Annotated in this window: 21 protein-coding genes; 10 read left to right on the top strand and 11 right to left on the bottom strand. The window is 59.8% G+C overall.

The features are described 5' to 3' along the window. The first annotated feature begins 108 nt into the window (after nt 1-108). From ACTNB2_RS07480 to ACTNB2_RS07465, 4 genes are all read left to right on the top strand, one after another. A complete protein-coding gene (locus tag ACTNB2_RS07480) occupies nt 109-768 on the top strand; it encodes an amino acid ABC transporter permease (protein ID WP_154514877.1) in 660 nt (219 codons plus the stop codon). Continuing rightward, nucleotides 765-1,598: an amino acid ABC transporter permease gene (locus ACTNB2_RS07475; RefSeq protein WP_022094658.1), complete on the top strand. Its 834-nt coding sequence runs from the start codon at nt 765-767 to the stop codon at nt 1,596-1,598. Before ACTNB2_RS07480 ends, ACTNB2_RS07475 begins: the two co-directional genes overlap by 4 nt. A gap of 36 nt (nt 1,599-1,634) precedes the next feature. Beyond that, entirely contained in the window at nt 1,635-2,399 is a 765-nt protein-coding gene (locus tag ACTNB2_RS07470) for an amino acid ABC transporter ATP-binding protein (RefSeq protein ID WP_117840240.1), read from the top strand. A gap of 87 nt (nt 2,400-2,486) precedes the next feature. Then, nucleotides 2,487-3,296 carry a gamma-glutamyl-gamma-aminobutyrate hydrolase family protein gene (locus tag ACTNB2_RS07465; RefSeq protein ID WP_427728070.1) on the top strand — a complete coding sequence of 270 codons (810 nt, stop codon included), beginning with the start codon at nt 2,487-2,489 and terminating at the stop codon, nt 3,294-3,296. Between the two features lie 71 nt (nt 3,297-3,367). Here ACTNB2_RS07465 and ACTNB2_RS07460 read toward each other — a convergent pair whose 3' ends face one another. Next, nucleotides 3,368-5,248 (bottom strand): diguanylate cyclase, encoded by a 1,881-nt coding sequence (locus tag ACTNB2_RS07460; protein WP_441040783.1) that lies wholly within the window; start codon nt 5,246-5,248, stop codon nt 3,368-3,370. 208 nt (nt 5,249-5,456) lie between these two features. After that, a complete protein-coding gene (locus tag ACTNB2_RS07455) occupies nt 5,457-6,254 on the bottom strand; it encodes an alpha/beta fold hydrolase (RefSeq protein WP_441040785.1) in 798 nt (265 codons plus the stop codon). Nucleotides 6,255-6,490: 236 nt separating this feature from the next. Here ACTNB2_RS07455 and ACTNB2_RS07450 point away from each other — a divergent pair, with 236 nt between their 5' ends. From ACTNB2_RS07450 to ACTNB2_RS07440, 3 genes are all read left to right on the top strand, one after another. Further along, nucleotides 6,491-7,267, top strand: a complete 777-nt coding sequence (locus ACTNB2_RS07450) for a radical SAM protein (RefSeq protein ID WP_441040787.1) — start codon at nt 6,491-6,493, stop codon at nt 7,265-7,267. Nucleotides 7,268-7,436: 169 nt separating this feature from the next. Then, the gene (map, locus tag ACTNB2_RS07445) at nt 7,437-8,324 is read left to right on the top strand and encodes a type I methionyl aminopeptidase (protein ID WP_441040789.1); all 888 of its coding nucleotides are present in this window, start codon (nt 7,437-7,439) and stop codon (nt 8,322-8,324) included. Between the two features lie 123 nt (nt 8,325-8,447). Continuing rightward, the gene (locus ACTNB2_RS07440; RefSeq protein WP_441040790.1) at nt 8,448-9,389 is read left to right on the top strand and encodes a D-2-hydroxyacid dehydrogenase; all 942 of its coding nucleotides are present in this window, start codon (nt 8,448-8,450) and stop codon (nt 9,387-9,389) included. A 75-nt stretch (nt 9,390-9,464) separates the two neighbouring features. Here the strand turns inward: ACTNB2_RS07440 and ACTNB2_RS07435 are convergent, their stop codons facing one another. The 4 genes from ACTNB2_RS07435 to ACTNB2_RS07420 all read right to left on the bottom strand — a co-directional run bounded on the left by ACTNB2_RS07435 (nt 9,465) and on the right by ACTNB2_RS07420 (nt 14,752). Beyond that, a complete protein-coding gene (locus ACTNB2_RS07435) occupies nt 9,465-10,919 on the bottom strand; it encodes a glycoside hydrolase family 1 protein (RefSeq protein WP_441040792.1) in 1,455 nt (484 codons plus the stop codon). Nucleotides 10,920-11,004: 85 nt separating this feature from the next. Continuing rightward, nucleotides 11,005-12,408 (bottom strand): PTS transporter subunit EIIC, encoded by a 1,404-nt coding sequence (locus ACTNB2_RS07430; RefSeq protein ID WP_441040794.1) that lies wholly within the window; start codon nt 12,406-12,408, stop codon nt 11,005-11,007. A 104-nt stretch (nt 12,409-12,512) separates the two neighbouring features. Next, the gene (locus ACTNB2_RS07425; RefSeq protein ID WP_441044909.1) at nt 12,513-13,247 is read right to left on the bottom strand and encodes a MurR/RpiR family transcriptional regulator; all 735 of its coding nucleotides are present in this window, start codon (nt 13,245-13,247) and stop codon (nt 12,513-12,515) included. Nucleotides 13,248-13,366: 119 nt separating this feature from the next. Beyond that, nucleotides 13,367-14,752 carry a M18 family aminopeptidase gene (locus ACTNB2_RS07420; RefSeq protein WP_441040798.1) on the bottom strand — a complete coding sequence of 462 codons (1,386 nt, stop codon included), beginning with the start codon at nt 14,750-14,752 and terminating at the stop codon, nt 13,367-13,369. Between the two features lie 161 nt (nt 14,753-14,913). Here ACTNB2_RS07420 and ACTNB2_RS07415 point away from each other — a divergent pair, with 161 nt between their 5' ends. Both ACTNB2_RS07415 and ACTNB2_RS07410 read left to right on the top strand, forming a co-directional pair. Next, nucleotides 14,914-15,999: a carcinine hydrolase/isopenicillin-N N-acyltransferase family protein gene (locus tag ACTNB2_RS07415; RefSeq protein ID WP_441040800.1), complete on the top strand. Its 1,086-nt coding sequence runs from the start codon at nt 14,914-14,916 to the stop codon at nt 15,997-15,999. Nucleotides 16,000-16,139: 140 nt separating this feature from the next. Continuing rightward, nucleotides 16,140-17,219 carry a 6-phosphofructokinase gene (locus ACTNB2_RS07410; protein ID WP_154514896.1) on the top strand — a complete coding sequence of 360 codons (1,080 nt, stop codon included), beginning with the start codon at nt 16,140-16,142 and terminating at the stop codon, nt 17,217-17,219. 514 nt (nt 17,220-17,733) lie between these two features. Here ACTNB2_RS07410 and ACTNB2_RS07405 read toward each other — a convergent pair. Next, complete coding sequence (locus ACTNB2_RS07405; protein WP_441040802.1) at nt 17,734-20,499, bottom strand: FtsX-like permease family protein; 2,766 nt, start codon at nt 20,497-20,499, stop codon at nt 17,734-17,736. Nucleotides 20,500-20,504: 5 nt separating this feature from the next. Next, nucleotides 20,505-21,206 (bottom strand): ABC transporter ATP-binding protein, encoded by a 702-nt coding sequence (locus tag ACTNB2_RS07400; protein WP_427718202.1) that lies wholly within the window; start codon nt 21,204-21,206, stop codon nt 20,505-20,507. A 315-nt stretch (nt 21,207-21,521) separates the two neighbouring features. Here ACTNB2_RS07400 and ACTNB2_RS07395 point away from each other — a divergent pair, with 315 nt between their 5' ends. Continuing rightward, nucleotides 21,522-22,757, top strand: a complete 1,236-nt coding sequence (locus ACTNB2_RS07395; protein WP_441040804.1) for a chloride channel protein — start codon at nt 21,522-21,524, stop codon at nt 22,755-22,757. 153 nt (nt 22,758-22,910) lie between these two features. Here ACTNB2_RS07395 and ACTNB2_RS07390 read toward each other — a convergent pair whose 3' ends face one another. From ACTNB2_RS07390 to ACTNB2_RS07380, 3 genes are all read right to left on the bottom strand, one after another. Beyond that, nucleotides 22,911-24,278, bottom strand: a complete 1,368-nt coding sequence (locus ACTNB2_RS07390; protein WP_441040806.1) for a sensor histidine kinase — start codon at nt 24,276-24,278, stop codon at nt 22,911-22,913. Beyond that, the gene (locus ACTNB2_RS07385) at nt 24,275-24,964 is read right to left on the bottom strand and encodes a response regulator transcription factor (RefSeq protein ID WP_441040808.1); all 690 of its coding nucleotides are present in this window, start codon (nt 24,962-24,964) and stop codon (nt 24,275-24,277) included. Before ACTNB2_RS07385 ends, ACTNB2_RS07390 begins: the two co-directional genes overlap by 4 nt. Nucleotides 24,965-25,192: 228 nt before the next feature. Continuing rightward, on the bottom strand, nt 25,193-25,771 hold the full coding sequence (locus tag ACTNB2_RS07380; protein ID WP_441040811.1) for a methylated-DNA--[protein]-cysteine S-methyltransferase: 579 nt from the start codon (nt 25,769-25,771) through the stop codon (nt 25,193-25,195). Nucleotides 25,772-26,475: the final 704 nt, after the last annotated feature.

Genomic DNA, 26,475 nt, shown 5'->3' with positions numbered 1-26,475 from the left:
CCATACGGAAACGCACGATGCGCTTTATTGCGCTAAACTGTTTCCACACTGAGTTGTCGGGGCTTCCGTACACACGGGAGCCCCTTTCCTTATCGGCGGGAGGTCCGCATGAGTCTCTCCGAGCTCTGGTCGCTCTATGGCCAGAACTATATCGACGCGCTGCTAGCAACCTGGGGCATGACGCTTGAGTCGTTTGCCATCGCCATGGTGCTGGCCGTCGCCGTCACCGTGATGCGCGTGTCGCCGCTCAAGCCGCTGCGCATTTTTGGCGACCTGTATGTTCAGGTCTTCCGTAACATCCCCGGCATCGCGCTGCTTATCATCGTCGTCTATGCGCTGCCGCCGCTCAAGGTCGTCCTGCCCTACCGCACCTGCGTTATCGTCGCCACGGTCCTTTTGGGCTCGGCCTTTGGCTCCGAGAACTTTATGAGCGGCATCAACACCGTCGGCGTCGGCCAGGTGGAAGCCGCGCGCTCGCTCGGCATGAGCTTCAGCCGCATCCTCGCCAAGATCGTGATTCCGCAGGCACTGCGCTCGAGCGTGCTGCCCATGACCAACCTCTTTATCGCCGTCATGCTCACCACCGCACTCGGCAGCCAGGTACCGCTTCAACCGCAGGAGCTCACCGGCGTGGTGAGCTACATCAACACGCGCTCGCTCGGCGGCGTCGCCGCGTTCTTTATCTCGGCGCTCGGCTACCTGGGCACGGCCTTTGTGGTGAGCCACATTGGCAACTACATCGATAAGAAGGTGAGGATCCTCCGATGAGCAAGCATTCCACCTCCGCGCTCACCATGCGCGATGCGCTCTACGAGGCCCCCGGCCCCAAGATGCGTGCCAAGATTCGCATCGGCACCGCCATCTCGCTTGTTGCCGTCGCCGCGCTCGTCGTCCTCGTGTTGCAGCGCTTTTATGTGACCGGTCAGCTTTCGGTCCACTATTGGTATTTCTTTACGCACCTCACCACCTGGAAGTTCCTGCTTGCCGGCTTTGAGGGCACCGTTAAAGTCGCACTCACCGCTGGCGCCATCGCGCTGGTGTTGGGCCTAGCCCTTATGCTCGGCCGCACCAGCGACATTAAACCGCTGCAGCTGGTCTGCCGCGTGCTCACCGATTTCTTCCGCGGCGTACCGAGCCTGCTGTTCATCTACTTCTTCTTTTTGGTGCTGCCTCAGTACAAAATTGCGCTGCCGTCGTTTTGGATGCTCACGCTCCCCGTCGCGCTCGCTGCAGCCGGCGTGCTGGCCGAGATCTTTCGCGCGGGCGTCAACGCCGTGCCGCGCGGGCAGGTCGAGGCAGCCCAAGCGCTCGGTCTCTCCAAAGCTAAAATCACCTTTAAAATCGTGCTGCCGCAGGCGATTCGGTTTATCATCCCGTCGTTGATTTCGCAGCTTGTGGTCGTAGTCAAAGACACCACCGTCGCTTACGTGGTGAGCTACCCCGACCTCATGCAAAATGCCCGCGTGCTCATTACCAACTACGACGCCCTCGTGTCGGTCTACCTGGTAATCGCGGTCATCTACATCCTCATCAACGTCGCGATCAATAAGGCCGCTGTCTACGTTTCGCACAAGACCGGCGCGACCATCATCCGCTAACGCTTTACCATTTCCAGTCATAAGGAGCCGAGCACCATGGCACAGAGCACCTCTTCCACCGGCAATCAGCCGCTGATCGAGCTCAAGCACGTCGATAAGCACTATGGCGATCTGCACGTCCTCAACGACATCAATCTCTCGGTCGACCGCGGCGAGGTCGTCGTCGTGATCGGCCCCTCGGGCTCGGGCAAGTCGACCATGTGCCGAACCATCAACCGCTTGGAAACCATCGACTCGGGCGAGATCCTCATCGAGGGCGAGCCCCTGCCGCAGGAAGGCAAGGACCTTGCCCGTATGCGTGCCGAGCTGGGCATGGTGTTTCAGCAGTTCAACCTGTTCGCACATATGACCGTGCTGCAGAACGTCATGCTGGGACCGGTCGACGTGCTGGGCGTCTCCAAGGACGAGGCCCGCGAGCGCGCCATGGACCTGCTGGGCCGCGTGGGCGTTGCCGAACAGGCCGATAAGGTGCCCGCACAGCTCTCGGGCGGCCAGCAGCAGCGCGTAGCCATCGCCCGCTCGCTTGCCATGCAACCCAAGGCCATGCTTTTTGATGAGCCCACGAGCGCCCTTGACCCCGAGATGATCAACGAGGTGCTCGAGGTCATGGTCCGTCTGGCCCAGCAGGGCATGACGATGATCGTCATTACTCACGAGATGAACTTTGCCCGCCGCGTGGCCGATCGCGTCGTGTTTATGGCCGACGGCCAAATCGTGGAAACCGGCACGCCCGACGAGTTCTTCGACCACCCCCAGACCAAGCGCGCCCAGGACTTCCTCAACTCCATCAAGGGCCACTAACCAGCAACCCCGTGGGACAAATCCATTGAAAGTGTTGTCCCACGTCTCTCATGCGCCCTGTCACCTTCAGATTCGAAAGCAGCACCCATGATCGGAACACGTACTTCCTCGTCCTATACCCCGCACGTCGACGTTGCCCCCGCCGACCGCCCGCTCATCCTCGTCGCGCCGCGTTGGGAAGAGGCAAAGCCGTTTTTGAGCGAAACGCTCTCCCCCAACGAGGAAATCGCCAGTGTCTTTGTCGATGCCATCCTTGCCGCTGGCGGCCTGCCGCTGCAGATGTCCATCACCGAGGACATTGATGTTATCCGTCATTACGTTGATATCGCCGACGGCATCGCCATTCCCGGCGGCCCCGATGTCAATCCCAAACGTTGGGGCGATGATCGACCCTACGACCCCACCCTCTGCTGCGAGATCCGCGATAGCTTTGAGTTTAAGCTGGTCGACGAGGTGCTCCGCGCCAAAAAGCCGCTCTTTACCACCTGCCGCGGCACGCAGCTGCTCAATGTCGCCACTGGCGGCACCCTGTGCATGGACGTACCGAGCCTGGGCGCGCGCGAGGGCCGCACGCAGTGGCGCCATACCCACGTGCTCAACGACCCCGTGCATCCCGTCGAGGTCGTGCCGGGCTCGCTTCTGGAGCGCGCGGTTGGCGGGCACAGACTTATCCAGACCAACTCCGCACACCACTGCTGCGTCGAGCGTCTGGGTAAGAGCACGCGCTTGGTCGCCAAGGCAACCGACGGCGTTCCCGAGTGCATCGAGGTCGAAGGCCAGCCTTTCTGCCTGGGTGTGCAATGGCATCCCGAGTACACCTGGCAGACGCTCGAGACCGACTTTAACCTGTGGAAGTCGTTTGTCGAGGCGGCGGCCAAGGTAAAGCAGGCCCGCTAGTTCGCGAACCGCACAACAGATAAGGACGCCCCGCCGGCCACATGGTCCGACGGGGCGTCCCTTTGCCTAGCTTAAACCGAAGGGAACGCGACAACGTCCGCAGGGCGCTCCAGCGTCTCGGCAATGCGATCGCGCACTTCGAGCAGACACTCGATAAGCAGCGGATTGAAAGCGCCGCACTCACCGTCCAGAATCATCCGAATCGCCTCTTCTTGCGAAATGGCGTCCTTGTACACACGCACGCTCGTCAACGCATCGTACACATCGGCCACCGAGACCACCTGAGCGGCAATGGGGATATCGTCGCCCTTAAGACCGTCAGGATAGCCCGTACCATCCCAACGTTCATGATGCCAGCGGGCGATTTGGTACGCATAGTCCAAAAGGGCACTTCCTTCATGGTTTCTGCCCAGATTGCGCAGCATGTCGGCGCCAATGGTAGTATGCGTCTTCATTATTTCAAACTCTTCGGGCGTCAGACGTCCGGGCTTGTTGAGAATCGCATCGTCGATCGACATCTTGCCGATATCGTGCAGCGCCGACGCCAACGCAATCGAAGAACGCTCCTCGTTGCCAAGAGAGTACTTGTCGCTCCGTCGCGCCAAGTCGCCAAGCAGCAGCTCAGTCAACTTCTCGATATGCGTGACATGCCTGCCGCTTTCGCCATTACGGACTTCCATGACGCTCGCCATGATGTCGACGAGTATACGGCTGTTATTGACGCGCGCATTGTACTGCTGCGACAGCAGACTCGTCAGACGACGCTGTTTGGCATACAGTCGAATAATATTGTTGACGCGACGACGCACAATGCGGTCATCGAACGGGCGACTGATATAGTCCGAGGCGCCCAAATCGTAAGCACGTAACACCGCGTCGTCGGTATCTTCGCTCGAGATCATAATAACAGGTAGGCTATCGAGGGCTGCCTGACGCGAAAGCTCGGCCAGCACCTCACAGCCGCTCATGTCCGACATGACAATATCGAGCAGCACGAGGGACAGGTCGCCACCATAACGGTCAACCGCATCGAGCGTGGCGCGACCGCTATCGGCTTCTAGAATGCGATAGTCGTCCTTGAGCATCTCACCGAGGATGGACCGGCTCACTTTGGAATCGTCGGCAATCAGCACCAGGGGCTTTTGGCTCCTGATCGTCTCGCTTGCATCGGCATCCGTCACAACCGTGCCGCGTCTGATCTTCGCACGATTCAAGAGAGTGGCTGCGCGATGCACGCCTTCCTCGATCGTCTCACCGCTCACACGAACGCCGCTCGCACAGGCCGATAGGTCGATCTCCTCATTCCCCGGTACAACAGCAGAGCGAATGGCCTCCGACACATGGTGCAAACGCCGAGCAAAATCATCGGGGGCAATATCGGGCATGACGACCTCAAACTCGTCGCAATCATAGCGCACAAGCAGATCGGTCGAGTGAATGTTATCGCGTATAACGGCCGCGACGACGCCAAGCACCAAATCGCCGACACGATGGCCATAAGCGTCGTTGACCATCTTAAAATCATCGAGGTCAACGATCGCCACGCCACCGGATACATGGTGCGTGCGGAGTCTTTCATCAAAGTAGCGACGATTGCGAACGCCCGTCACCACATCGGTGTAGGCCGCCTCCTCATCTGCCACCTCTTGCTCATTGACCGGGCGTGCCACAAGTAAAACGCGTCGCTCGCCTTCAACCGTCACGGGACGCACGGAAGCACAGTATTCGATACCGTCGCCCGTCAGTCGCTCAGACACTTCATCGGAACCCCCGAGCACCTTGCGACAAACCTGACGCAAGCAAGGGCACTGATCGCCAAAGAACAGGCAGTTATGCTCGTTATTAATCTGTTCGGCAGAAAGCAGGCGCACCATGGGGTAAATCTTCTCGACACGGGCGACCTTGGCGGCGGCCTCGCTGTCGGTAAGATTACCCCCATATTTATTGAGCATATACGGCCTTTTCCGTCGTTGGCCTGGCAACGGTACGTCCGTTAAACGTTACTAGAGTAACATCTTGCAGAGCAGGCAGGTGCACAATTGTTGTAATATTTTTAATAGCAATAGAATGGGTCAATTACCTCTGCGAACACGCAGCTCAAGATTGATTTATTGCAGGACACCAATGTTTATTGATTCTCCTGTATGAGTCACCGACGCATCAGCGGCTTAGAATGGCGCGGACGGCGTTGGCGGCTGCGACCGGTCGATCTCGAAGACCGTTATGCGCGCCCGGAATTGTTACAACGGGGCAGCCCAGTAACTCCGCAGCCGCTCGTGCACCTGCCGCGCGGGACGTATCGGCCGAAAGCTCTCCCAAGCAGACGGCGGCAACGGTTTTTGATGCGCGAACTCGATCCCAATCGGGACCATACGTCATGACAAGTCCATACTCGTTCGCCATAAAGCCACGTCCATTGCGCATAGCATATTTGGCTTCCGCTTTGGTTATACCGGGAGCTTCAGGGTCGGGGTCTCCAATAGCGCCCAAGAAGACCCTCAGCGCCCTCGAAACTTTCCCCGCCGCAACCATCTCGAGCAAAACCGGGGCTGCGCCCAAGCCAACGCCCTCGCCTGTCACGGCCGGCTCATGCAAAATCGCAGACGATACTGCCGCCGCATCCGCATGAAGGAGCTCAAGGGCAACGAGCGTGCCAGCGCTGTGCGCGAGGACATTTGCCGGGGCGCCGACATGTTGGATAACAGCTCGCAGGTCGGCAGCCTGAACTGCCAGATCGTAGCGCCCGTCTGCCGCATCGTCGCTCTCGCCGCAACCACGGCGGTCATAGGCAATGACGCGATAGCCACAGGCGAGCTCGCGGGCGATGCCGTCAAAAAATGTGCCGTCGACGCACGCACCGTGCACGCACACCAAGGCGGGCGCATCGGACGATACATCCGGGCCGGCATACTCGCGGCAGGCAATCGTGGTGCCCGCATTTTCGACCGTAAAATCCATGTTGTGATCCTATCGTCAACGCCATCAGGCCACACCGAGGTGCGACTTGGACAGTCTGGCGCCATGTTGCGCATACTTAAATGCGTTTACTGTACCCGACTCGCACCCTTTCATGATAGGGTTCCGAAAACTCACCAGGCTGCACAGTTTCGGCTTAGACAACAGTGTCCAGACCCGCGATTGGCACGGGGGCCAATGCTATGCTTAAGTGCAACTGTCCCGAGGAGCATATGCCTATGTCTACGTTTTTGAATGCCAGCCCCATCTTTGGGCCTGTCCGCAGCCGACGCCTTGGACTCTCGCTCGGCGTCAACATGATGCCTGCCAGCGGCAAGATTTGCACCTTTGACTGCATTTACTGCGAAAACGGACTCAACGCCGAACGCCCCTGCCACGAGCCACACAACACGGCTGCCGTGGTGCTCGATGCACTCGAAGCCAAACTACGCGAGATGACGGTCGAGGGTGAGCTGCCCGATGTAATCACGTTTGCCGGCAACGGCGAGCCCACCGCCGCACCGGAGTTCCCGCAGGCTATCGCCGGCGCTGTCGCGCTTCGCGACCAGTTGGCCCCGAACACCAAGATTGCCGTGCTTTCCAACGGCACGCGCGCCGACCGTCCCCAGGTGCATGATGCGCTCATGATGGTCGACGACAACATCCTCAAGCTCGATACGGTCGATCCGGCATTTATCCAGCTGCTCGACCAGCCCGTTGGTCCCTACGACGTCGAGCACCAGATCGAGACGTTCGCGAGCTTTGATGGCCACGTTATCATTCAGACGCTATTCCTAACCGGCGAGTACCAAGGCAAGTCTATTGACAACACGGGCGACGAATACGTCGGCCCTTGGCTTGCGGCGCTCGAGCGCATTCGTCCGCAGGAGGCGACCATCTACACGGTGGCACGCGAGACGCCAGTCGCCGGCCTTGCTAAAGCGGCGCCTGAGGTGCTCGACGCCATTGCCGCGCGCGTCCAAGCCCTCGGCATCCCCTGCCAGGTGAGTTACTAGCACCCGTCTGCCCAAGAGCAGCTAATTTGGGACGGGGCTTTTTTGACTGCTTTTGGGAGCGATATGGGCGGCGCAAGGCCGCGCGGACAAAAGCAGTCAAAAAAGCCCCGTCCCAAATTAGCTGCTCTGCGGGTGGGCTATACTAGCCTCGGATGAAAGGAAGTTAGCCATGTATGACAAAGGACCCGTACCCGGCCGCAACGACGATTGCTGGTGCGGCAGCGGCAAAAAATACAAGAAATGTCATAGCTCCTTTGATGAGCGCCTCGAGCGCCTGTGGGAAGAGGGCTGGAACGTCCTGCCCCGCACGCTCTATAAGACGCCTGCCGATATCGAGGGCATCAAGCGCTCGGCCGCCATCAACGTGGGCGTGCTCGATTATGTGGGTGAGCATATCGCCGCGGGCATGACCACCAATCAGATCGACCAGATGATCTACGACTACACCGTCGAGCATGGTGGAACGCCGGCCGACCTCAACTACGAGGGCTACCCCAAGAGCGTGTGCACCTCGATCAATGACGTAGTCTGCCACGGCATTCCCTGCGATACGGACGTACTGCACGAGGGCGACATCATCAACGTGGACTGCTCAACGATCTTAGACGGCTATTTTAGCGACTCGAGCCGCATGTTCTGCATCGGCAAGGTCTCGGCCGAGCGCCAGCGCTTGGTCGACGTCACCCGCGCCAGCGTGGAGGCGGGTCTGGCAGCCGTCAAGCCATGGCTGCCGCTCTCCGTGATGGCCGAGGCCGTTCAAAAGACGGTCGAGGACGCCGGCTTTAGCGTGGTGCGCGAGTACGGTGGCCACGGCATTGGCAAGGAGTTCCACGAGGACCCGTTTGTGGGCTTTACCACCGAGGCGCCCGACGTGGACACTATCATGGTTCCGGGCATGGTCTTTACTATCGAGCCCATGGTCAACGCCGGAGCACCCGACATTAAGATTAGCAAGGGCGATGGGTGGTGCGTGCGCACCAAGGACGGCAGCGACTCGGCCCAGTGCGAGGTACAGCTCGTGGTGACCGAGGACGGCTACGATCTGCTGAGCTGGTAGCCGTAGATGCGCCAGATGCTGACGGGCACGCTCGTCTTGCATCCGGCGTTTTATTTGAACGTTTTGCCTGATAAAACCTGCCAAAATAAACCTGTCCCTTTTTGGCAGGTTGAGCGGAGAGGAATGCTTGTGAACATCCTGGTTTTGCTGCCCGTCAACGACCGCCATCGTGCAATTCTTGAGTCGAGCGCTCCGGGCGAGGATTTTATCTACACGAGCGCTGGCGACATCACGCGCGAACAGGTCGCCGATGCCGACGTGATCCTGGGCAACATCGACCCCGACATGCTCACGGCATGCGACCATCTCCAACTGTTGCAATTGCAGACCGCCGGCTATGACGACTACCTTGCCGCCGGCACCGTGCCGGCTGAAGCCAAGCTGTCTTGCTCGATCGGCGCCTACGGTCAGGCCGTGAGCGAGCACATGTTTGCCATGGTCCTTTCCATGATGAAGCGCCTGCCCGGCTATCACGACTTGCAGCGCGAGCATCGCTGGGAGGATTTGGGGCCGGTCACCTCGCTCAAAAACGCCAACGTGCTGGTGCTGGGCGCAGGCGATATCGGTGGCCACTTTGCCACGCTCTGCCGCAGCATGGGTGCGCATGTCCGCGGCATCAAGCGCCATCCGCTCGTCTACCCCATTGTGTTTGAGGACATGGACGGCATGGATGCCCTGTCTGAGCGCCTGGCAGAGGCCGACATCGTCGCATCCTTTATGCCCAGCACGCCCGAGACCCGCGGTCTGGCGAACGCCGAGTTCTTCGCCGCGATGAAACCGGGCGCGTTCTTTGCCAACGGCGGCCGCGGCGATCTTGTGGTCGCCGACGACCTGGTTGCCGCTCTGGAATCGGGACATCTCGCCGGCGCCGCGGTCGACGTCACCGATCCCGAGCCGCTGCCCGCCACAAGCCCGCTGTGGGATGCACCCAACATGCTCATCACGCCGCATGTCTCGGGCTGGTTTCACTTGGAGGCTACGCTCAACAATGTGGTCGACATTGCCGCAGAGAACCTGCGTCACCTGCAGGCCGGCGAGACGCTCCGCTGCTGGATCGAACACTAAAAAGGCCGGCGCCCAAATGGGCGTCGGCCTTCTCTTTTACGAACATGCAACCCATAACATCGACGATCGTTTTAATTACAAGCTCAGGCCGGCACCATTGCGCTCGATAACATCCTTGTACCAGGCAAAAGAATCCTTGCGGTAACGTTTGCATTCGCGCGGGTCGTCATCGGTACGATCGACGTAGATAAAGCCGTAGCGCTTCTTGACGCCGTTGCTCGTCGACAGCAGGTCGAGCGCTGACCACGGACAATAAGCAAGCATCTCTACGCCGTAATCCATGGCACGCTTCATGGCCGCGATATGCTTCTCCAGGTAGTCGATTCGGTACGGGTCATGCACACGGCCATCCGCCGTGAGTTCATCGAACGCTCCCAACCCGTTCTCGCACACCATGAGCGGCTTGTTGTAGCGCATATAGATATCGCGCAGCAGGTACTCAAGACCAATCGGATCGATCGCCCAATCCCAATCGTTCGTATCGAGGTTGGGATTTTTGCACATCTCGTAGAACCCGGGATGGGTTTCGAACCCGTTGATGTCACCTTTCTTACCGGTGAGGTTCACCCCGTTCCAGCGCATCTGCTTGGAACCGTCGTCGGGACACCATCGCGCACATTCGCTCGCATAGTAGTTGATGCCGAGCATGTCAGACGTGCCACTCGCAATGAGCTCCATATCGCCCGGATCGATCTTGGGCGCCAAACCGTGACGTTCAAGATAGGCCATGGCAGAATCTGTGTAGTGGCCCTTGAAGTAGATATCCAGGTAATAGCCGTTGCGCAGGTCGTGCGCGTTCTGCGCGGCCATCACGTCCTCGGCATGGGAGGTCAGGGGGTAAATGGGCGAATAGCCGATCACCGACCCCACCATGCCGTCGGGCACGAGCTCGTGAACCAAGTTGCACGCTACGGCATGCGCTAAGTTCATGTGATGGTTAATCTGGTAGCGCAGCTGGTTGTCGCCCCGCAGCTCCTCGGGGATATAGCACTTCTGCGTCCAGTATTGAACGATAATCGATTGTTCGTTAATAGTCGTCCAATACTTGACCTGGCCTTTGAACTCGTTAATCACAAAACGGGCGTAGGCCTCAAAGTCGTCGACCACCTGGCGTGAAATCCAACCGCCGTAACGCTCCACAAGCGCCCAAGGCAGATCATAGTGGTAGAGCGTCACGATCGGCTCAATATCGTGCGTCAAAAGCTCGTCAATCAGGTCATGATAGAACTTGATACCAGCCGGGTTGACGGCACCCGTTCCGTCGGGGATCACGCGCGACCAAGCAATCGAGAAGCGGTACGCCTTGAGTCCCATCTCGGCCATGAGCGCCACATCCTCACGGAAATGATGATAGTGGTCGCTCGCAATATCGGCCGTAGCAAACCCGCGCTCCTCGTAACTGTGCTGGTTGATGACGTCCTGCTGAGACGGCTTCTTGCCATCCTCATACGCAGCGCCCTCAACCTGGTAGGCGCTCGTAGCGGCGCCCCAAAGAAACTCCTCCGGGAAAGCCGTGGTAGTGTATGCCATGGTTGTCTCCAAAATCGACAGAACCCGAGCGGCGGACGCCAAGAAAAGGCGCCCGGCTCAGACGATTTGACAGAAGTTGGCCCCGTTATTCCGCGGTCTGCTCCTTGATGGCGGCGCGCTTACCGAGCACAAACGTCGACACAAAGGCGCAGGCAAGAGACACAGCCATGACCGTAAGTGCAAGCGCAAGATTCGTGAGAGAACCGTCCGCACCGATATACGCCGGGAAAGCAATGAAGCTGCACGCCGTGATGACGTATTGCGTCATGCCGGTGATGCCGGCGATAATGCCGCCAATGCAGCCACCGATCATGGCGCCCACGAGCGGGAAACGCTTGGTGAACAGCACGCCGTACACACCCGGCTCGGTAATAGAGCACATAGCCGTGACGCCGGCGCCCACCGCGACGGAACGCTCCTCCACCTTGGTCTCGACGGCTGCGGCGGCAAGGCACGCACCGGCGACGGCAAGGTTGGCAGCGGTCATGCCGGCACAGATGAGCGGGTCGGAACCGACCTCGGCCATAAGGATGAACTGCAGCGGGTAGAGCGCATTATTCATACCAAAGAAGACGAGGAACGGGGTGAAGCAACCCACGAACGCGACAGCTACAGCAGGGCAAGCGCGATAGACATTGATGAGCACGTCGGCAAGCACAGTGCCCGCAGTGTAGCCAATGGGACCAAGGACGAGCAACGTAACAGGCACGGTCACTAACATGGTGAGCAGCGGGACGAAGACCGTGCGCAAAACCTCGGGCAGAACCCTCTGGAACCAGCGGTAAGCCACGCTCATGAGCAGCACGCCTAAGATGACGGGGAAGACCGTGGAGTTGTAACTCACCGCGGGAACGGCGAGACCAAAGAAGTCATAGACGGTATCATTGCCCTGACCGATGGTGTAGAAGAGCAACACCGCGCCCAGGAAGGCGCCGAGATAACCGTTGGACTTGAGACGCTGGGCGGCGGAAAAGCCGATAAAGACCGGCAGGAAATAGAATGTCGCCTGGTTGATGCAGGAAAAGAACTGATACGTGCCCGAATCGCTCGAAACGCCGCAGAAGTTGACGAGGAGCGTGAGCACTGCGCCCGTCAGACCACCGGCGACGATGACCGGGATGACCGGGGAAAACGTTCCGCCAAGGAATGAGAGGATAGCGTTGACGACACTTCCGTGATCCTTGTGGTCGACCTTTGCCGTCTGCGGATCGTCAACCGAGCCGCCCGCCGCAATGCCCTCGATCTTGAGAAACTCCTCGTAAAGACTCGGCACATCCTGTCCGATCACAAACTGATATTCACCGTTCTGGACGACGAGCCCGATCACGCCGGAAACCGCCTTTGCCGCGTTCTCGTCAAACGTACTGGCATCTTTAAGCTGAAGTCGCAAGCGGGTCATGCAGTGCGCGACGTTGGCAATATTTTGCTCGCCACCGCATGCGGACACGATGGCCGAACACATCGCTGCATAGTCTTTCTTGGCTGCCATGAAGCCTATCCCTTCACCGTTAATGTAGTGCATCTCAGCGCGCGCTTGCTGATGGCTGCATCATATAACGGACCCCTCTCGGCACGGGGTCCGGGATTTGGACCCTAGGCGAACCGAGCGAGCCCGGAACCGCCATAAAGAACAAAGTATCGGTTGTAGAGAAGATCGAGGAGATAGGTAATCCCGTACTGCGCGAACACGGTGCGTCCCTCCGTTGCCGGCGCCGGAGAGAGGCGAACGGCATATGCAAAGTTCGCCATGGTCTCGCCATCGGCATCGACAGTGACGAGCACGCTCACGACCGGTGAATCCGCGAGAACAGTGCGAACAGCACGTGCGTAATTTCCGTGCTCCGAGATGACGACGAGGACGTCGTCGCCGGCCAACGCTTCGAGTTGAGTGGTATCGCCCGTCGAATCGGTGACGATATCGATTACTTTGTGCAGGTAGAGCATCGACTGTTGGAACTGTCTCACTGCGCCGCTCGAAAAGTCCGATGTGAGGATCACGATGCGCTTGGACCGATGCAACAGCCGCGCTAGACGATCGAGCGTCTCCTCGGAAACAGCCTCGTTAATCGTACGGTCCATCTCGGCGAGCGCCGCAACGAGATAGTCCCGGTAGTTCTCATGGTCGGTATAGCGTGAGAATAGTCGGCGGTGACGCGACCATTCCCACGCATAAGATTTAAGGTCCGAGAAGTTATCCAAACCAATCGATTGGCAGAAACGCCGAATCCCCGAACGCGATGTATAGCACTCCTCGGCTACGTCATAGACGTTGAGGTCGGCGAGTCGGTCGAACCGCTCCAGAAAATAGCGGGCGAGTGTACTGTCCATAGAGTCGTGGGGGCTTCGATTGACCACCGCGAGCAGTGAATTCATAAGACTGAAATGCCTGATAGACGGGCGGCTGTCCTCCGGAGCGCGAACCGATTCGTCGACCTCGGTGCCCATGGCTACAACTCCACACTTTCGGCACCGTTGATGTTTAGGTCGCGCTCGTAGAAAGCCGTGAGGGCACGAATCGCGTACATCACGTCGCGCACGCCACCGGTCTCGTAGCTCGAGTGCATGGCCAGCTGCGGCAGGCCCACGTCCACGGCGTGCATGCTCGCCTGCATATTGGACAGATTGCCGAGCGTGGAGCCACCCGCCATATCGCTCTTGTTGGCAAAGGCTTGCGTGGGCACGTCTGCGTCATCGCAGATGGCCTGGAACACTGCGCGGCTAAAGGCATCGGTGCAGTAGTGCTGGTTGGCGGCTTCCTTGATGACGATACCGCCGTTGAGCACGACCTGGTTGTGAGCATCGCACTTCTCGGCGTGGTTGGGATGCACGGCGTGCGCGTTGTCGCAGCTCACGAGCATCGAGGCGGCAAGCGCACGGTGGTACGACTCGTCATCAAAGCCCAGCGACCCGTTAATGCGACGCAACGCATCGGCCAAGAACGTCGACATGGCGCCCTGCTTTGTCTCGGAGCCAACCTCCTCGTTGTCGAAGCAGCAAAAGACCGAGATGTCATGCGCATTCTCGGCGCCCAAAAATGCCTGCAGCGAGGTGTAGGCGCAGGCTAGGTCGTCGAGCTTGGGCGTCGAGATAAACTCGTCGGCCCAGCCCCAAATGCGCGCGTCCTGACGATTGACCAGGAACAGATCGCGGCCCAAAATCTGCTCGGGCTCGACGTCCAGTTCGTCGGCGATCAGAGCATCAAAGTCGCCCTGCTTAAGCTCGCCGGCGCTGATGAGCGGGCACAAGTCGACGGCGCGGTTGGGTGCAAAGCCCTCATTGACGCCACGGTTCATATGGATAGCAAGGCTCGGAATGATAGCGACCTCGCACTCGGTGGCAAGCAGGCGGCTCTCAATACGGCCGCCCTCGCGCACCAGCACGCGTCCAGCCAGCGCCAACGGGCGATCGAACCAGGTGTAGTCGATCATGCCGCCGTAGGCCTCGGTGTTCAGGCGCAGCGTCTCGCCCGCGCCGTCAAGCTCGGGCACGGCCTTGACCTTAAACGTCGGAGAATCGCTGTGCGACGCCGTGAGCTGAAAATGATAGTCACCGGCAACGCCGTCCTCGCCCCACGTCGCGGCCAGGTCCTCGCCCACCTTAAAGGCGATAACGCTCGAGGTGTTGCGCTGCGTGTAATAACGCCCGCCCGGCTCGATGTCCCATGCCGCATTCTCGGGCAGGTAGGTAAAGCCCGCCTCGTCGAGCTCGGCCATAATGGTCGCCGCCGTATGGAACATGCTGGGGCACGCCTCGATAAAGTCGATAAGGTCGTTGGCGGCCTCGATATCGTCGGCCGTCACATGCGCGCGTTCGGGCGTTTCCTGATCCGTCATACTCTCCCCTTTCGCTGGGTTGATGGTCCCCTCCAGCATACCCCGCCACGCCAGCGCCGCACTCTTCATTCCATGTTTAATCCCGTGCCACTCACCAGGTTGAGCCATCATGCCCGTGCTCCTTTTGCGATAATTACGCTAACAGGACGAGAGGAGCCGTCATGAAGCCACGTAACATTGCCATCGCCTGCGGTGTCGCGGGAGTCGCCGTCGGCCTTGCCGCTGCCACCGGTATCCTTTACCGCAAGCAAATCAAGTCCGCCGCGTCGCTCAAACGCTTGACCGGCTACGCGGATGGCTATGACCTGTACGCAATCGACATCGCCTACGACTACGATCTTGATCGCATCATCGCCGCTGGCGTGCGCGACGACCAGGCCTACATCGATGCCGTGGTGGCGCAGGTGCTGCCCGGTGTGCCGGCACATGTCCAGGCTCCCCAGTTTGCCTGCAGCGCTTTTGTCGCCGTAGATGCCGAAGGCCGCGTGCGCACCGGTCGCAATTACGACTTTAAGGACGACACCTCGGCGCTGCTGGTGCGCAATCACCCACGCGGCGGCTATGCCTCCATCGGGTTTGCCGCCCTTAACAACCTGGGCGATAACACTCCGCTTGACTCCGTCGCCGGACGCGCCGCCGCACTCATGGGTCCGTTTGCCCAGCTCGACGGTGTTAACGAATGCGGCGTGTCCGTTGCCGTGCTCACCCTGGATTCCAAGCCCTGTGACCAGGACACGCAACGCCCTGTCATCAATACCTCGCTCGCCATCCGTCTGGTACTCGACCGTGCCGCCACCACGCAAGAAGCTGTCGACCTGCTTTCCGCCTACGACATGCACGCCATGGCAGGACGCGATTATCACTTCTTTATCAACGACGCCACCGGTGACGCGCGCGTAGCAGAGTGGGATCCGCACGATCCGGACCGCGCTTTCAAAGCGACTCCTGTACGCCAGGTTACGAACTTCTACCCCTGCTATGGCGACGAAGTGCTGCCCAACCAAAAGAACGGCGAGCTGGGCCATGGTAAAGAGCGCGCCGTCGCAATTGCCGATGTCCTTGACGCCCATGTCGGTGCCCAGGACGAAACGATTGCCTGGGAAGCTCTGCGCGCCGCAGCGCAAGAGCCCAATCCGGAAGACATCACCAGCAATACGCAATGGTCGGTCGTCTTTGACAATACCGAACCCGCCGCCGCTATTACGCTGCGCCGCCACTGGGGCGACATCGACGCCTTCGCACTGTAAGGAGCCAGGCCCGTCGACCTTACGCTCGCCTGACGTTGTTTACATTTCTATACGCTTGAGCTAACACGTTTTACCCCCGTATCAACAGTGTGCGGGGGTAAACTTATGCGCATGTTATAACTTGCCCGGAAGGATTCATCATGCTTAGGATCGGTCTTCTTACCAGTGGCGGCGACTGTCAGGCGCTCAACGCCACCATGCGCGGCATCGTCAAAACGCTTATGACCAATAGCGAAGAACCTATCGAGATCTATGGTTTTGAGGACGGCTACCAGGGCCTTATCTACAGCAGGTTCCGCGTCATGACGCCCGCCGATTTTAGCGGCATCCTTACCCGCGGCGGCACCATTTTGGGCACGAGCCGCACGCCGTTCAAGCGCCTGGACATTCCCGAGGCCGACGGTGTCGAGAAGGTGCCTGCGATGGTCCACACCTATCACAAGCTGCAACTCGACTGCCTGTTTATGCTGGGCGGCAACGGCTCCACCAAGACTGCCAACCGCCTGCGCGAAGAGGGCCTCAACGTTATCGCTCTGCCCAAGACAATCGATAACGACACCTGGGGCACCGAAATGACGTTTGGCTTTACGAGCGCCATCGACGTCGCCACCAAGTGCATCGACGACATCCACACCACCGCCTCGAGTCACGGCCGTGTGTTCGTTATCGAGATCATGGGCCACAAGGTTGGCTGGATCCCGCTGTACGCCGGCGTCGCGGGCGGCGCGGACGTCATCCTGATTCCCGAGATTCCCTACGACATGGGTAACGTCATCAAGACCATCGAGCATCGCATGGAGACCGGCAGCCGCTTTACGATCGTGGCCGTCGCCGAGGGCGCTATCTCCAAGGAGGACGCGGCGCTGCCCAAGAAGGAGTACAAGAAGAAGCTCGCCGAGCGCACGAGTCCGTCGATTGTCTACGACATTGCCAAGGAAATCGAGGCCAAGACCGGTCGCGAGACCCGCGTCGCCATCCCCGGCCACACGCAGCGCGGCGGTCAGCCCGACGCCCAGGACCGCATCTTTGCGACCCAGTGCGGCGTCGAGGCGGCACTGGGCTGCCTACGCGGCGAGTTTGGCTACATGATTGCCCTGCGTGACGGCAAGATGTGCCACATGCCGCTCGAGGAGGTCGCCGGCAAGCTCAAGTTTGTCGATCCCCAGAGCGACCTGGTACGCGAGGCCAAGGCGCTGGGCATCAGCTTCGGCGACGAATAGCCTCGGCCGAAAACCCATCCCATCGGGCCCTCCGACCCCGCCCGACGTATTTCGATTTGGCTCCTCCCTTGACTCCGCCAAAGGTCGCCAATCGAAATCGTCGGTCGGGGTCGGAGGGCCCTGCGTTTACATGCTCGCCGAGGCTATTCGACTTCTTGCTGCGGGTGCCTAGGGCAGGAGGCGCCGTGCATTTTTGGGAGTTTTCAGCAGCCGAGGGTGCCTGCATACTGTATTTTGGGCGAAAGGCAGGCGCCATGGGCCGCATCTTGTAAAAACGAGCGGCTCTTGAGGCGTTGGGAGCTCAGAATCAGGGCTTTCAGCGCAGTTTTGTGCGCCCGCTCCCATACTCGTGGACTCCGGAATGCTGAATTCTCCGGAATTTGCACGCCGCCCCTGGGGGTACCTGCGGGCAAAAAGCAACCGCCCCGCCAAAATATGCATTCTGCGGGGCGGTTTATGCAATAAAGCGACTGCGGCACGTCACAGCTCGCTACAACTTGAATCCAAGAACAGGTTACTCGGCGCTCTTGAGGGCACCGACCATGTCAATCTTGTTGAGGGTACGGTTGGTGGCGAGGTTGACGATAAACGTAAAGCCAAACGAAAGCACCACAGCGAGCACGAAACTCAGCGGCTCGACCTCAACATCAAAGTACAGCGACGGCATCTGAAGAACGTACGTAAAGCTCTCGGCAAGCAGGCCACCCAGCGGCACGCCCAGTGCGGTGCCAATCGCCGTAAGGATCAACGTCTCCTTATTGACGTAGTGGTGCACCTCGCCACGGCGGAAGCCCAGCACCTTGATGGTCGCCAGCTCGCGTTCGCGCTCCGAAATATTCGTATTAGACAGCGTAAACACCACCACAAACGACAGGCACGCCGCCATAAAGGTCACAAGCACTACGACCGAATTGATAATCGTAAAGTTCGACTCATAGTTCTCCCAATGCTCGGCCGTACTCGAAATCGTAAGCCAACCGTCACTCTTAAGCTTCTTGCTAAACGCAATCTGGTCGGCCGACGAGCCCTTAAGCAGCACAAAGATGCCGTTAAGACGCGCGCTTCGGCCGAACGCGCGCTCATAGGTGCCCTGCGTCATATAAAGCGTGTTGCCCAAATAATTGAGCGAGATATCGCTAACCTTGACCTTGGTAACATTGAGCGACGAATCCTGGACCTGCGCCGTATCGCCCGGCTGAATCCCCAGCACCAGCTGTGAACTCTTGCTTAAATACACGTCCCCGTCACGCAGGGCGAGCGGTTCTTTGGACTCATCCTCCAGGCGCACGTAATCGTCCAGGTCATTCGTGCGGTCATCGGGCACCACGATGAGCTGTACGGTCTCGCTCTTACCGCCAAACGTAAAGGTGACGTTGTCGGTCATAATCGGCAGGGTCGAGGTCACGCGTACGCCGGAGTCGCTGGCCGCGCTACGCTCTTCCAGCGCCGCACACGTCTGAGCATAGTCATCGGGATTAGCGACCGCCAGCAAGTCATAGCGCGTGATATGCCCGTACTGTTTGGGCGAAAGCGCCACCGACGTATCGCGGATGCCCATACCGCAGATCACAAGCGCCGTGCAGCCGGCGATACCGAAGATGGTCATAAAGGCACGTTTTTTGTAGCGGAACAGGTTACGCGCTGTCACCTTGTTCAAAAAGCCCATGCGGCGCCAAATAAAGCCGATGCGCTCAAGCAAGATGCGAGAGCCGGCTCGCGGGGCCTTGGGACGCATAAGCGAGGCTGGGGTCTCGGCCATCTCGTGGCGGCAGGCGATAATCGTGGCACCCACCACGCCCACGGTAAACAGCGCCACCGAGACGATCGAGGACACGATGTCGTACGAAAGCAGCATCTGGGGCAGTGAGTACATGTCGTCGAACACCGTAAACAGGAACAGCGGCAACCCCACAAATCCGATGATGTTGCCGAGTACGCCGCCGAACAGACATGCCCACAGCGAGTAGTCCACGTATTTGGACAGGATTCGCCCGCGTGAATAGCCGAGCGCCTTGTACAGGCCAATGAGCGTGCGCTCCTCCTCGACCATACGAGTAGCGGTGGTAAGGCTGATGAGCACGGCTACGACGAAGAAAATAAATGGGAAAACCGTGGCGATGGCCTCAATCGAAGAGCTGTCGCTCTCGACGCTTGAGTAGCTTGCGATGTTACCGCGATCCTGGATGTACCAAGTGCATTCGCCCAGATCGGAAAGCTCGGCGCGTGCATCGGCAAACTGCTGGTCGGTGGCGGCGCGGCGCTGGTCCAAATCGGCCTGAGCCCGAACACGCTCCTCACTGCCCTGGGGCATGCGGTTGATGTTGTCCTGCTCAATCCCAAAGAGCATATTCGCCTGGCGCTCGGAGGCATCCAAGCTTGCCGGCGCGTCGACCGTCAGCTCTTGGGCGCGCACCTTCTCACGCTCGTCGCGAATCTTCTCGATATTACCCTTGACCTCGTTGATCTTTGTCGTGTAGGCATCTGAATAGGAGTTGAGGCTCTTGGCTCCCTCGACGATCACGTGGACCGCGGAGTAGGAAGAAGATGTCGCGGCATCCTCGCTCACATAGAACTTATAGTCCGCAGCCGAAGCAGCGCGAAAGGCGTTGACTGTCGAGTCGGAGCTCACATCAGTAGGATCGAGGACCTCGGCCGTAATGGTGTAATCACCCGCGGCAAACTGGTCCTTGGCGCTTTGGTTCGACGAGCTCGCGTCATTGGCGGCAAAACTCACCGTGTCGCCGAGCTTTTTGCCCGAAGCCTTCAGGAACTTCGAAGTCACCGCGACCTCGCCGGCGCTCTCGGGCAAATCGCCGCTCACCAGCACCGGTTGATCGATATTCTTCCTGGAAAGGCTCTGCACGACCACACGCTCGCGCGTGGTACCCACGGCGGTGTAGGCGGTCTCGGTGTAGATGCCCTCGGCCGTCTCGACGCCGTCGACCTCTTGAATGGCCGCAAGATCGTCGCGCGTAAGGCCATAGGTCGACTGCACGTTAATGTCATAGACATTCTGCTGGTCAAAATAGACGTCGACCGAATCGCGCAGATCCTCGCAGCCCGCCTTAAGACCGCACATCACGCTCACGCCGAGCGCGGTGATCACGACGATAGACAAGAAACGTTTGAGGCTGCCGCGAATCGTACGGTAAACACCGCGGCGAAACACCGTCGGCACCATGTCGTTTGAACTTTGGGCAGTGCGGTAGGTCGTAAAATCCTGCTCGCGCTCCGTGTTCTGCGCGTCGCGGCGTTGGCCGTTTTGGCGATCTTGGTCCATGGGCGCTACCACTCGATCGTCTCGATAGGCACGGGATTTTGCTGGACCGTCTCGCTCTCCACGCGACCGCTCTTAAAGCAGATCAGGCGATCGGCCATGGGCGCGAGCGCGGAGTTGTGCGTGATGATGATGACCGTAATGCCCTGCTTGCGGCAAGTATCCTGCAGCAGCTGCAAAATCTGCTTGCCGGTTTTGTAGTCGAGAGCACCCGTGGGCTCATCGCACAGGAGCAGCTTGGGGTTCTTGGCCAGTGCGCGGGCGATGGACACGCGCTGCTGCTCGCCGCCCGAAAGCTGCGCGGGGAAGTTGGCGAGGCGCTCGCCCAGGCCAACCTGGCGAAGCGTTTGCTCGGCATCGAACGAATCGGGGCAGATTTGCGCCGCAAGCTCGACGTTTTCGAGCGCCGTCAGGTTGGGAACCAGGTTATAGAACTGGAAGACAAAGCCGACGTCGGCGCGGCGGTATTCCACGAGCTGCGCCTCATTGGCGGAACTCACGTCGCGCCCATCCACCGTTACGGTGCCGGAAGTCGCCGTATCCATGCCGCCCAGAATGTTGAGCGCCGTGGTCTTGCCGGCACCCGAAGCACCCAGGATAATGGCGAGCTCACCGCGCTCGACCGTAAAGCTCGCGCCATCGAGCGCGTGAATGCGGGCGTCACCCTCGCCGTATGCTTTGACGACGTCCTTGAATTCGATATAAGCCATCGATTAATTCCCATCTGGTCGGATAACTCTTTAGTATTACCCATTTCGCACCGACCAAAAAGGGACAGGTTTATTTTGGCAGGTTTTATATGGGGAAACGAGGGGTGCGGGCAGGCACCAGGACTGTCCACGGCAACCATTTGACCCAAACCGTATCCACCGCTATGATGCCACTGCGGAATGAATGTCTCCGTTGGGCGCGCCAGCCAGGCTGCCGCGTTACCCTAAACCGCCTTGTTGCTGATGACTTCTGCTGTTACGTGATGCCCCTAGGCATCACGCCGCGGCAGGAGTCTTTTTTGTTTTGGAGGAGAAGTGTCGGAAAGCAGCGCATCGAGCAGAATCAAACGTCTGCTCAACACCTATAGCGGTCTTGTGCTTATGGGTGCCGTCGGAATCCCCGTCGGTATCATCGTTGGCGCCATCTGCGCGCTCTTTGGACGCGTGCTTTTGGCGATCGGCGCCTTCCGCGACGAACACATCACCCTGCTCATCCCCTTCCTCGCCCTTATGGGCCTTGCCATCGTGTTTGCCTACCGCGCTTGGGGCAAGGGCACCGACCGCGGCATGAGCCTGGTATTCGACGTAGGCCACGGGCGTGAGGACGCCATCTCGCCGCGCTTGGTGCCGCTCATTATGCTGAGCACGTGGGGGACGCACCTCTTTGGCGGCAGTGCGGGACGCGAGGGCGTAGCCGTGCAGATCGGTGCAACCGTCTCACATTGGATCGGCCGACGTCTACCTTTCCGAGACCCCGGCAACACGTTTTTGCTTATCGGCATGGCCGCCGGCTTTGCCGGGCTCTTTCGTACGCCCCTTGCTGCCACGGTCTTTGCTATCGAAGTACTGGTCGCAGGACGCATGGAATACCGCGCGCTGTTTCCCGCGCTTACAGCCTCGCTCGCCGCAAGTATGACCTCCGGTGCCCTGGGACTCGAGAAGTTCGAGGTCGCCGTTGTCGCCTCATGCGCGCTTGATCTCCCCGGTCTTGGACGGCTTGCGGTACTAGGCATCGCGTTTGGCATGGTAGGCGGTGCCTTTGCCTGGTGCCTTGCCCATGCCAAGACCCTTGCGGCGCGGCTGCTCCCCAACCCCTATGCGCGCATCGTCGCTATCGGCATCGCGCTATCGGCGATTCTGTTCGCACTGTGGCAGGGTCGATACTGCGGCCTTGGCACCAACCTGATATCGGCGGCGCTCAACGGTAACGGTAAGGTCGCCATCATGCCTTGGGACTGGGCGCTCAAATTCGTACTCACCATCGCCACACTTGCCGCAGGATATCAGGGTGGTGAGGTGACGCCGCTGTTTTCCATCGGAGCCAGCCTGGGCGTCGTACTCGCCGGGATTCTCGGCATGCCCGCCGAACTCTGCGCCGCGCTGGGCTACGCAGCCGTCTTTGGCAGCGCCACCAATACGCTGCTCGCACCCATCCTTATTGGCTGCGAAGTCTTCGGCTTTGGTAATCTGCCGATGTTCTTTATTGTCTGCGTCGTGGCTTACCTGTTCAACATGGATAAGTCGATCTACGCCCTGCAAGAGCGAGCGTAGAAGGCCGCCGTTCCGAGGCTCAGACTCAGACGCGCGGAAAGCACGTCCCATTCCGAGACATCAACCGGGACACAGCCTCCGCCCACGCCCTCTCCCGCCGGCGTTTCCCCAGATAAAACTTGCCAAAATTAACCTGTCCCTATTTGGCAGGGTTTAGAGGCGAACGGTGAAGGTAATCTGGTTGCCGCGGCCGCAGACAGAAGCGCTCCCGCCATGGGCCTCGGCAATAGCGCGCACCACGGATAGGCCCACGCCCGAGCCGCCTGTCTTGGAGCTACGCGATACGTCCGCACGATAGAAGCGGTCGAACAACCGGTCCAGGTCGCCTTCGGGCAGCCCGTCCACGGCGTTCGATACGACAAGCTCGGCGGCGCCCTTACCCCGACCGCGCGAGGCTGCGCGCAGGCTCAGCTCAATCACGCTGCCCTCGCTCGCATAGCGTGTGGCGTTGTCCAGCAGCAACTCAACCACCTGCGCTACCGCTGCAGCGTCGGCATGGGCCCGCACACCGCTCGCGATCGACGTCGACAGACGCTTGCCACGCGAAACCGCCACCGACTCAAACGGCGCCGCCGCCTTGTCCACTGCCTCCGAAAGATCGATCGTTGTCATGGTAAAGCCCGCCGAGCCCTCGTCCATGCGAGCCAAAAACACCAGACGCTCCGTGAGCGCCGTCAACCGTGCAACCTGCTCGTGAATGCTCTGTGTCCACTCGCTCTCGCCGCTCTCAATTTCCTGCACTTCGTTAGCGGCGTCGATCACAGCTAGCGGCGTCTTGATCTCGTGGCTCGCATCGGTAATAAAACGCTTTTGCTTGCTGTAGCTCTCGACCATCGGTCGAATCACCGCGCCCGAGGCACCCGCCACAATTGCCAGCACCGCCAACCAGCCAATGCAACTGATTGCCACGCTCGCGCTCAAAAACGAATGAAAGCTTGCGAGCTCGCGCGAGCAGTCAACGAACACATAGGTGGTCTCATCGTCTTGAACGTCAGTCGTGTAGCGATAATTGCCAGAAAAACCTGAGACCCAACCCTTGGAATGCAACCTTGCGGCAATACTGGCGGCGCGCTTGGCACCCACCGCGGCAATGCGGGCCGTATTGACATCGGCAACCTGACCGGCGTCAATCGTCACCGTAAAGTAGCGCGTGTCAAAAGGAGACTCCGCCGTCATACCTTCGAAGTGCCTGATGCGAACGCCCGCTTGGCTATCGCTGGCATCCTTGCCATTAGCGGGATCGTCTTTAGGCTCGTCCCCCCAATCGATACCGTCCTTGCCCGCCAGGATATAGTCCAGGCGAGCGTCGGCCATCTTGCAGACATGCGAATAATTGACGATGTTGATGCCGGCGATGATGAGCGTGAGCACCACGGTCACGGCGCCCATGGCAACGAGGATAAACTTGCGACGCAGGCGGCGGCCCATCGCGTTGGCGGCATCGGCGCGGTCCGAGCCACCCGTGCTCGCACCCACACCAAGCCTCGCCATCATGCGCTTGCACCACGCGCGTACGCTCACACCTGCTCGCCTTCCTCGATAACCTCAAGCGAATAGCCCTGATTGCGCGATGCGCGAATGACCACGTTGGCGCCCAGCGCCGTCAGCTTTTTGCGCAGATACGAGATGTAGACCCACACCACGTTGGCGCCTTCGGGCGCGTCCTCGCCCCAAACCTCGAGCATCAGACGTTCGGTGGGCATGCGCGTGCCGGCGTTGCGCATAAAGAGCTCCATAAGCTGAAACTCACGATTGGCCAGGTGCTCATCGCCCAAGGGACCGACAAGCGTGCAAGCCGCCGTGTCGAGGCGTACGTTGCCCACGCTGAGCGTCGTGGCGTCAATTGCCGTCGCGGCGCGTGTCATAGCACGAATGCGCGCAAGCAGTTCCTTGGCGGCAAACGGCTTAGTCAGGTAATCATTGGCGCCGGCATCCAGGCCCTCGACCTTATCGGACACCTCGCTTTTTGCCGTGAGCATGATGATGGGCAGTCGCTTACCGGCGGCGCGTGCGCGCTTGAGCACCTCGATGCCATCCATGCCGGGCATCATGATGTCTAGAATCGCGGCGTCATAGTCGTTGGCGAGCAGATATTCGAGCGCCGTCAGACCGTCGAGCGCAGTATCGACCTCGTAGTCGCTATGTTGAAGAATCGCGGTAAGGGCGCGGGAGAGGCCGGGTTCGTCCTCGGCAAGCATCAGCTTCATAGTTGTTCCTTTGGCGCACGGCTATACAAGTTTCGATACTGCCGATGATAGCGCACCGCCAGCTGCCTTAGCGCAGCCTTAGCTGCTCAACCTGCGCGTTTTTAAATACGCAGGATATGGCTTAGCCAAACTTAAGGCGCAGATGCCGAGCGCTTGGACGCATGCCGGCCGCGAAAAGACAGCGACTCGTCCTTTTGCGGCGTCCTAGTTACGCAAAGTGTTCGAGCGCTAGTCCTCGTACGCGCCCTCAAGCCGCAGCAGCCACTCCTTGCGGTTGAGGCCGCCGGCATATCCGTTGAGCGAGCCGTCGGCCGCCACCACGCGATGGCACGGCACGATAATCGAAATAGGGTTGCGAGCGACCGCAGCCCCCACCGTACGAGGAGACACAACGGGGTCCTCGTTCCCCGGCACCCGATGGCGGGCGGCGACACGAGCCGCAATCTCGCCATACGTGGCGACCTCGCCACGCGGAATAGAAAGCAGCTCAAACCAAACTTCACGCTGAAACGCCGTACCGATCATATGCAACGGCGGCGTATACAGAGGCTCCTGCCCTGCAAAATAAGCATTCAGCCAAGCCCACGAACGCTCAAGCACCGAAGAAGCCACACCATGAGCCGGACTCGCCGACGACATGCCACCAGCACCGGAAACCGCATCGGCCCCTTCAACATGTTCGGAGTCTTCCCGGAGAAGCGTGGAGCCAAAGTGCTCCTGCCCCTCAAACCAAAGCCCCGTCAGACCGCGGCCATCAGCGGCAAGCAGGATTTCGCCCAAAGGCGAAGCAAACGTCGTCGTGACCACCAGCGGCTCCTTTCAAAACTCCGCACTATAATACCGCGAATTGTGTAGACAACTCCGCAGATACGTCTGGGCAGGAACGCAATTGCTTAAGCGAGGCCGCTTTCCCCAATCAAGCGGAGAAGACGCGGGGCTTCGACGCCAGGGCAGTACCCATGCCAGCTGAGCTCTAATACTTTTCCCGAGAAGTGAACGAGTAAAAACGAGGCCCCGGAGCATCCACACTTTTTGATTACAAAACCGCAGGATTCGCGCAGCAAAGCCGCAGGAAATAGCGGTCAAAATATGCCAATGCTTCGGGGGTCCAAAATAGGTCGTTCACTTCTCGGGAAAAGTATTCAACTTCAATTCACCCCAACCCCAAAGTCACCTCAGGCAGCAGGCGCGAAGCGCCGCAGCTGCCGTCACGGCCCCGCAGTCCCCAAAGGCGGCAGGCGCAAAGCGCCGAGGCCGCCGCCAGGACCAGGGCCCGCAACGGCCACGTGCCCTCACATCAGCCCAGCGGCCCCAACCAACAACGGACCCATCGCAGGCCGCTCGCAGCCGAGTCACTGCAGGCGGGGCCGGGCTCAGCTTTCAGAACACTCCGCAGACCAGTGGGGGGGGGGGGGGGGGGGGGGGGGGGGGGGGGGGGGGGGGGGGGGGGGGGGGGGGGGGGGGGGGGGGGGGGGGGGGGGGGGGGGGGGGGGGGGGGGGGGGGGGGGGGG

The organism is Collinsella sp. HCP28S3_G2 (genome assembly GCF_052065125.1).
In the GTDB taxonomy this organism is placed as follows: domain Bacteria; phylum Actinomycetota; class Coriobacteriia; order Coriobacteriales; family Coriobacteriaceae; genus Collinsella.
This window is presented reverse-complemented; position numbering and strand designations above follow the sequence as displayed.

Coding starts and splice junctions, on each gene's coding strand:
- ACTNB2_RS07480 (WP_154514877.1), top strand. CDS start 109: ATGAGTCTCTCCGAGCTCTGGTCGCTCTATGGCCAGAACTATATCGAC.
- ACTNB2_RS07475 (WP_022094658.1), top strand. CDS start 765: ATGAGCAAGCATTCCACCTCCGCGCTCACCATGCGCGATGCGCTCTAC.
- ACTNB2_RS07470 (WP_117840240.1), top strand. CDS start 1,635: ATGGCACAGAGCACCTCTTCCACCGGCAATCAGCCGCTGATCGAGCTC.
- ACTNB2_RS07465 (WP_427728070.1), top strand. CDS start 2,487: ATGATCGGAACACGTACTTCCTCGTCCTATACCCCGCACGTCGACGTT.
- ACTNB2_RS07460 (WP_441040783.1), bottom strand. CDS start 5,248: ATGCTCAATAAATATGGGGGTAATCTTACCGACAGCGAGGCCGCCGCC.
- ACTNB2_RS07455 (WP_441040785.1), bottom strand. CDS start 6,254: ATGGATTTTACGGTCGAAAATGCGGGCACCACGATTGCCTGCCGCGAG.
- ACTNB2_RS07450 (WP_441040787.1), top strand. CDS start 6,491: ATGTCTACGTTTTTGAATGCCAGCCCCATCTTTGGGCCTGTCCGCAGC.
- map (WP_441040789.1), top strand. CDS start 7,437: ATGTATGACAAAGGACCCGTACCCGGCCGCAACGACGATTGCTGGTGC.
- ACTNB2_RS07440 (WP_441040790.1), top strand. CDS start 8,448: ATGCTTGTGAACATCCTGGTTTTGCTGCCCGTCAACGACCGCCATCGT.
- ACTNB2_RS07435 (WP_441040792.1), bottom strand. CDS start 10,919: ATGGCATACACTACCACGGCTTTCCCGGAGGAGTTTCTTTGGGGCGCC.
- ACTNB2_RS07430 (WP_441040794.1), bottom strand. CDS start 12,408: ATGGCAGCCAAGAAAGACTATGCAGCGATGTGTTCGGCCATCGTGTCC.
- ACTNB2_RS07425 (WP_441044909.1), bottom strand. CDS start 13,247: ATGGACAGTACACTCGCCCGCTATTTTCTGGAGCGGTTCGACCGACTC.
- ACTNB2_RS07420 (WP_441040798.1), bottom strand. CDS start 14,752: ATGACGGATCAGGAAACGCCCGAACGCGCGCATGTGACGGCCGACGAT.
- ACTNB2_RS07415 (WP_441040800.1), top strand. CDS start 14,914: ATGAAGCCACGTAACATTGCCATCGCCTGCGGTGTCGCGGGAGTCGCC.
- ACTNB2_RS07410 (WP_154514896.1), top strand. CDS start 16,140: ATGCTTAGGATCGGTCTTCTTACCAGTGGCGGCGACTGTCAGGCGCTC.
- ACTNB2_RS07405 (WP_441040802.1), bottom strand. CDS start 20,499: ATGGACCAAGATCGCCAAAACGGCCAACGCCGCGACGCGCAGAACACG.
- ACTNB2_RS07400 (WP_427718202.1), bottom strand. CDS start 21,206: ATGGCTTATATCGAATTCAAGGACGTCGTCAAAGCATACGGCGAGGGT.
- ACTNB2_RS07385 (WP_441040808.1), bottom strand. CDS start 24,964: ATGAAGCTGATGCTTGCCGAGGACGAACCCGGCCTCTCCCGCGCCCTT.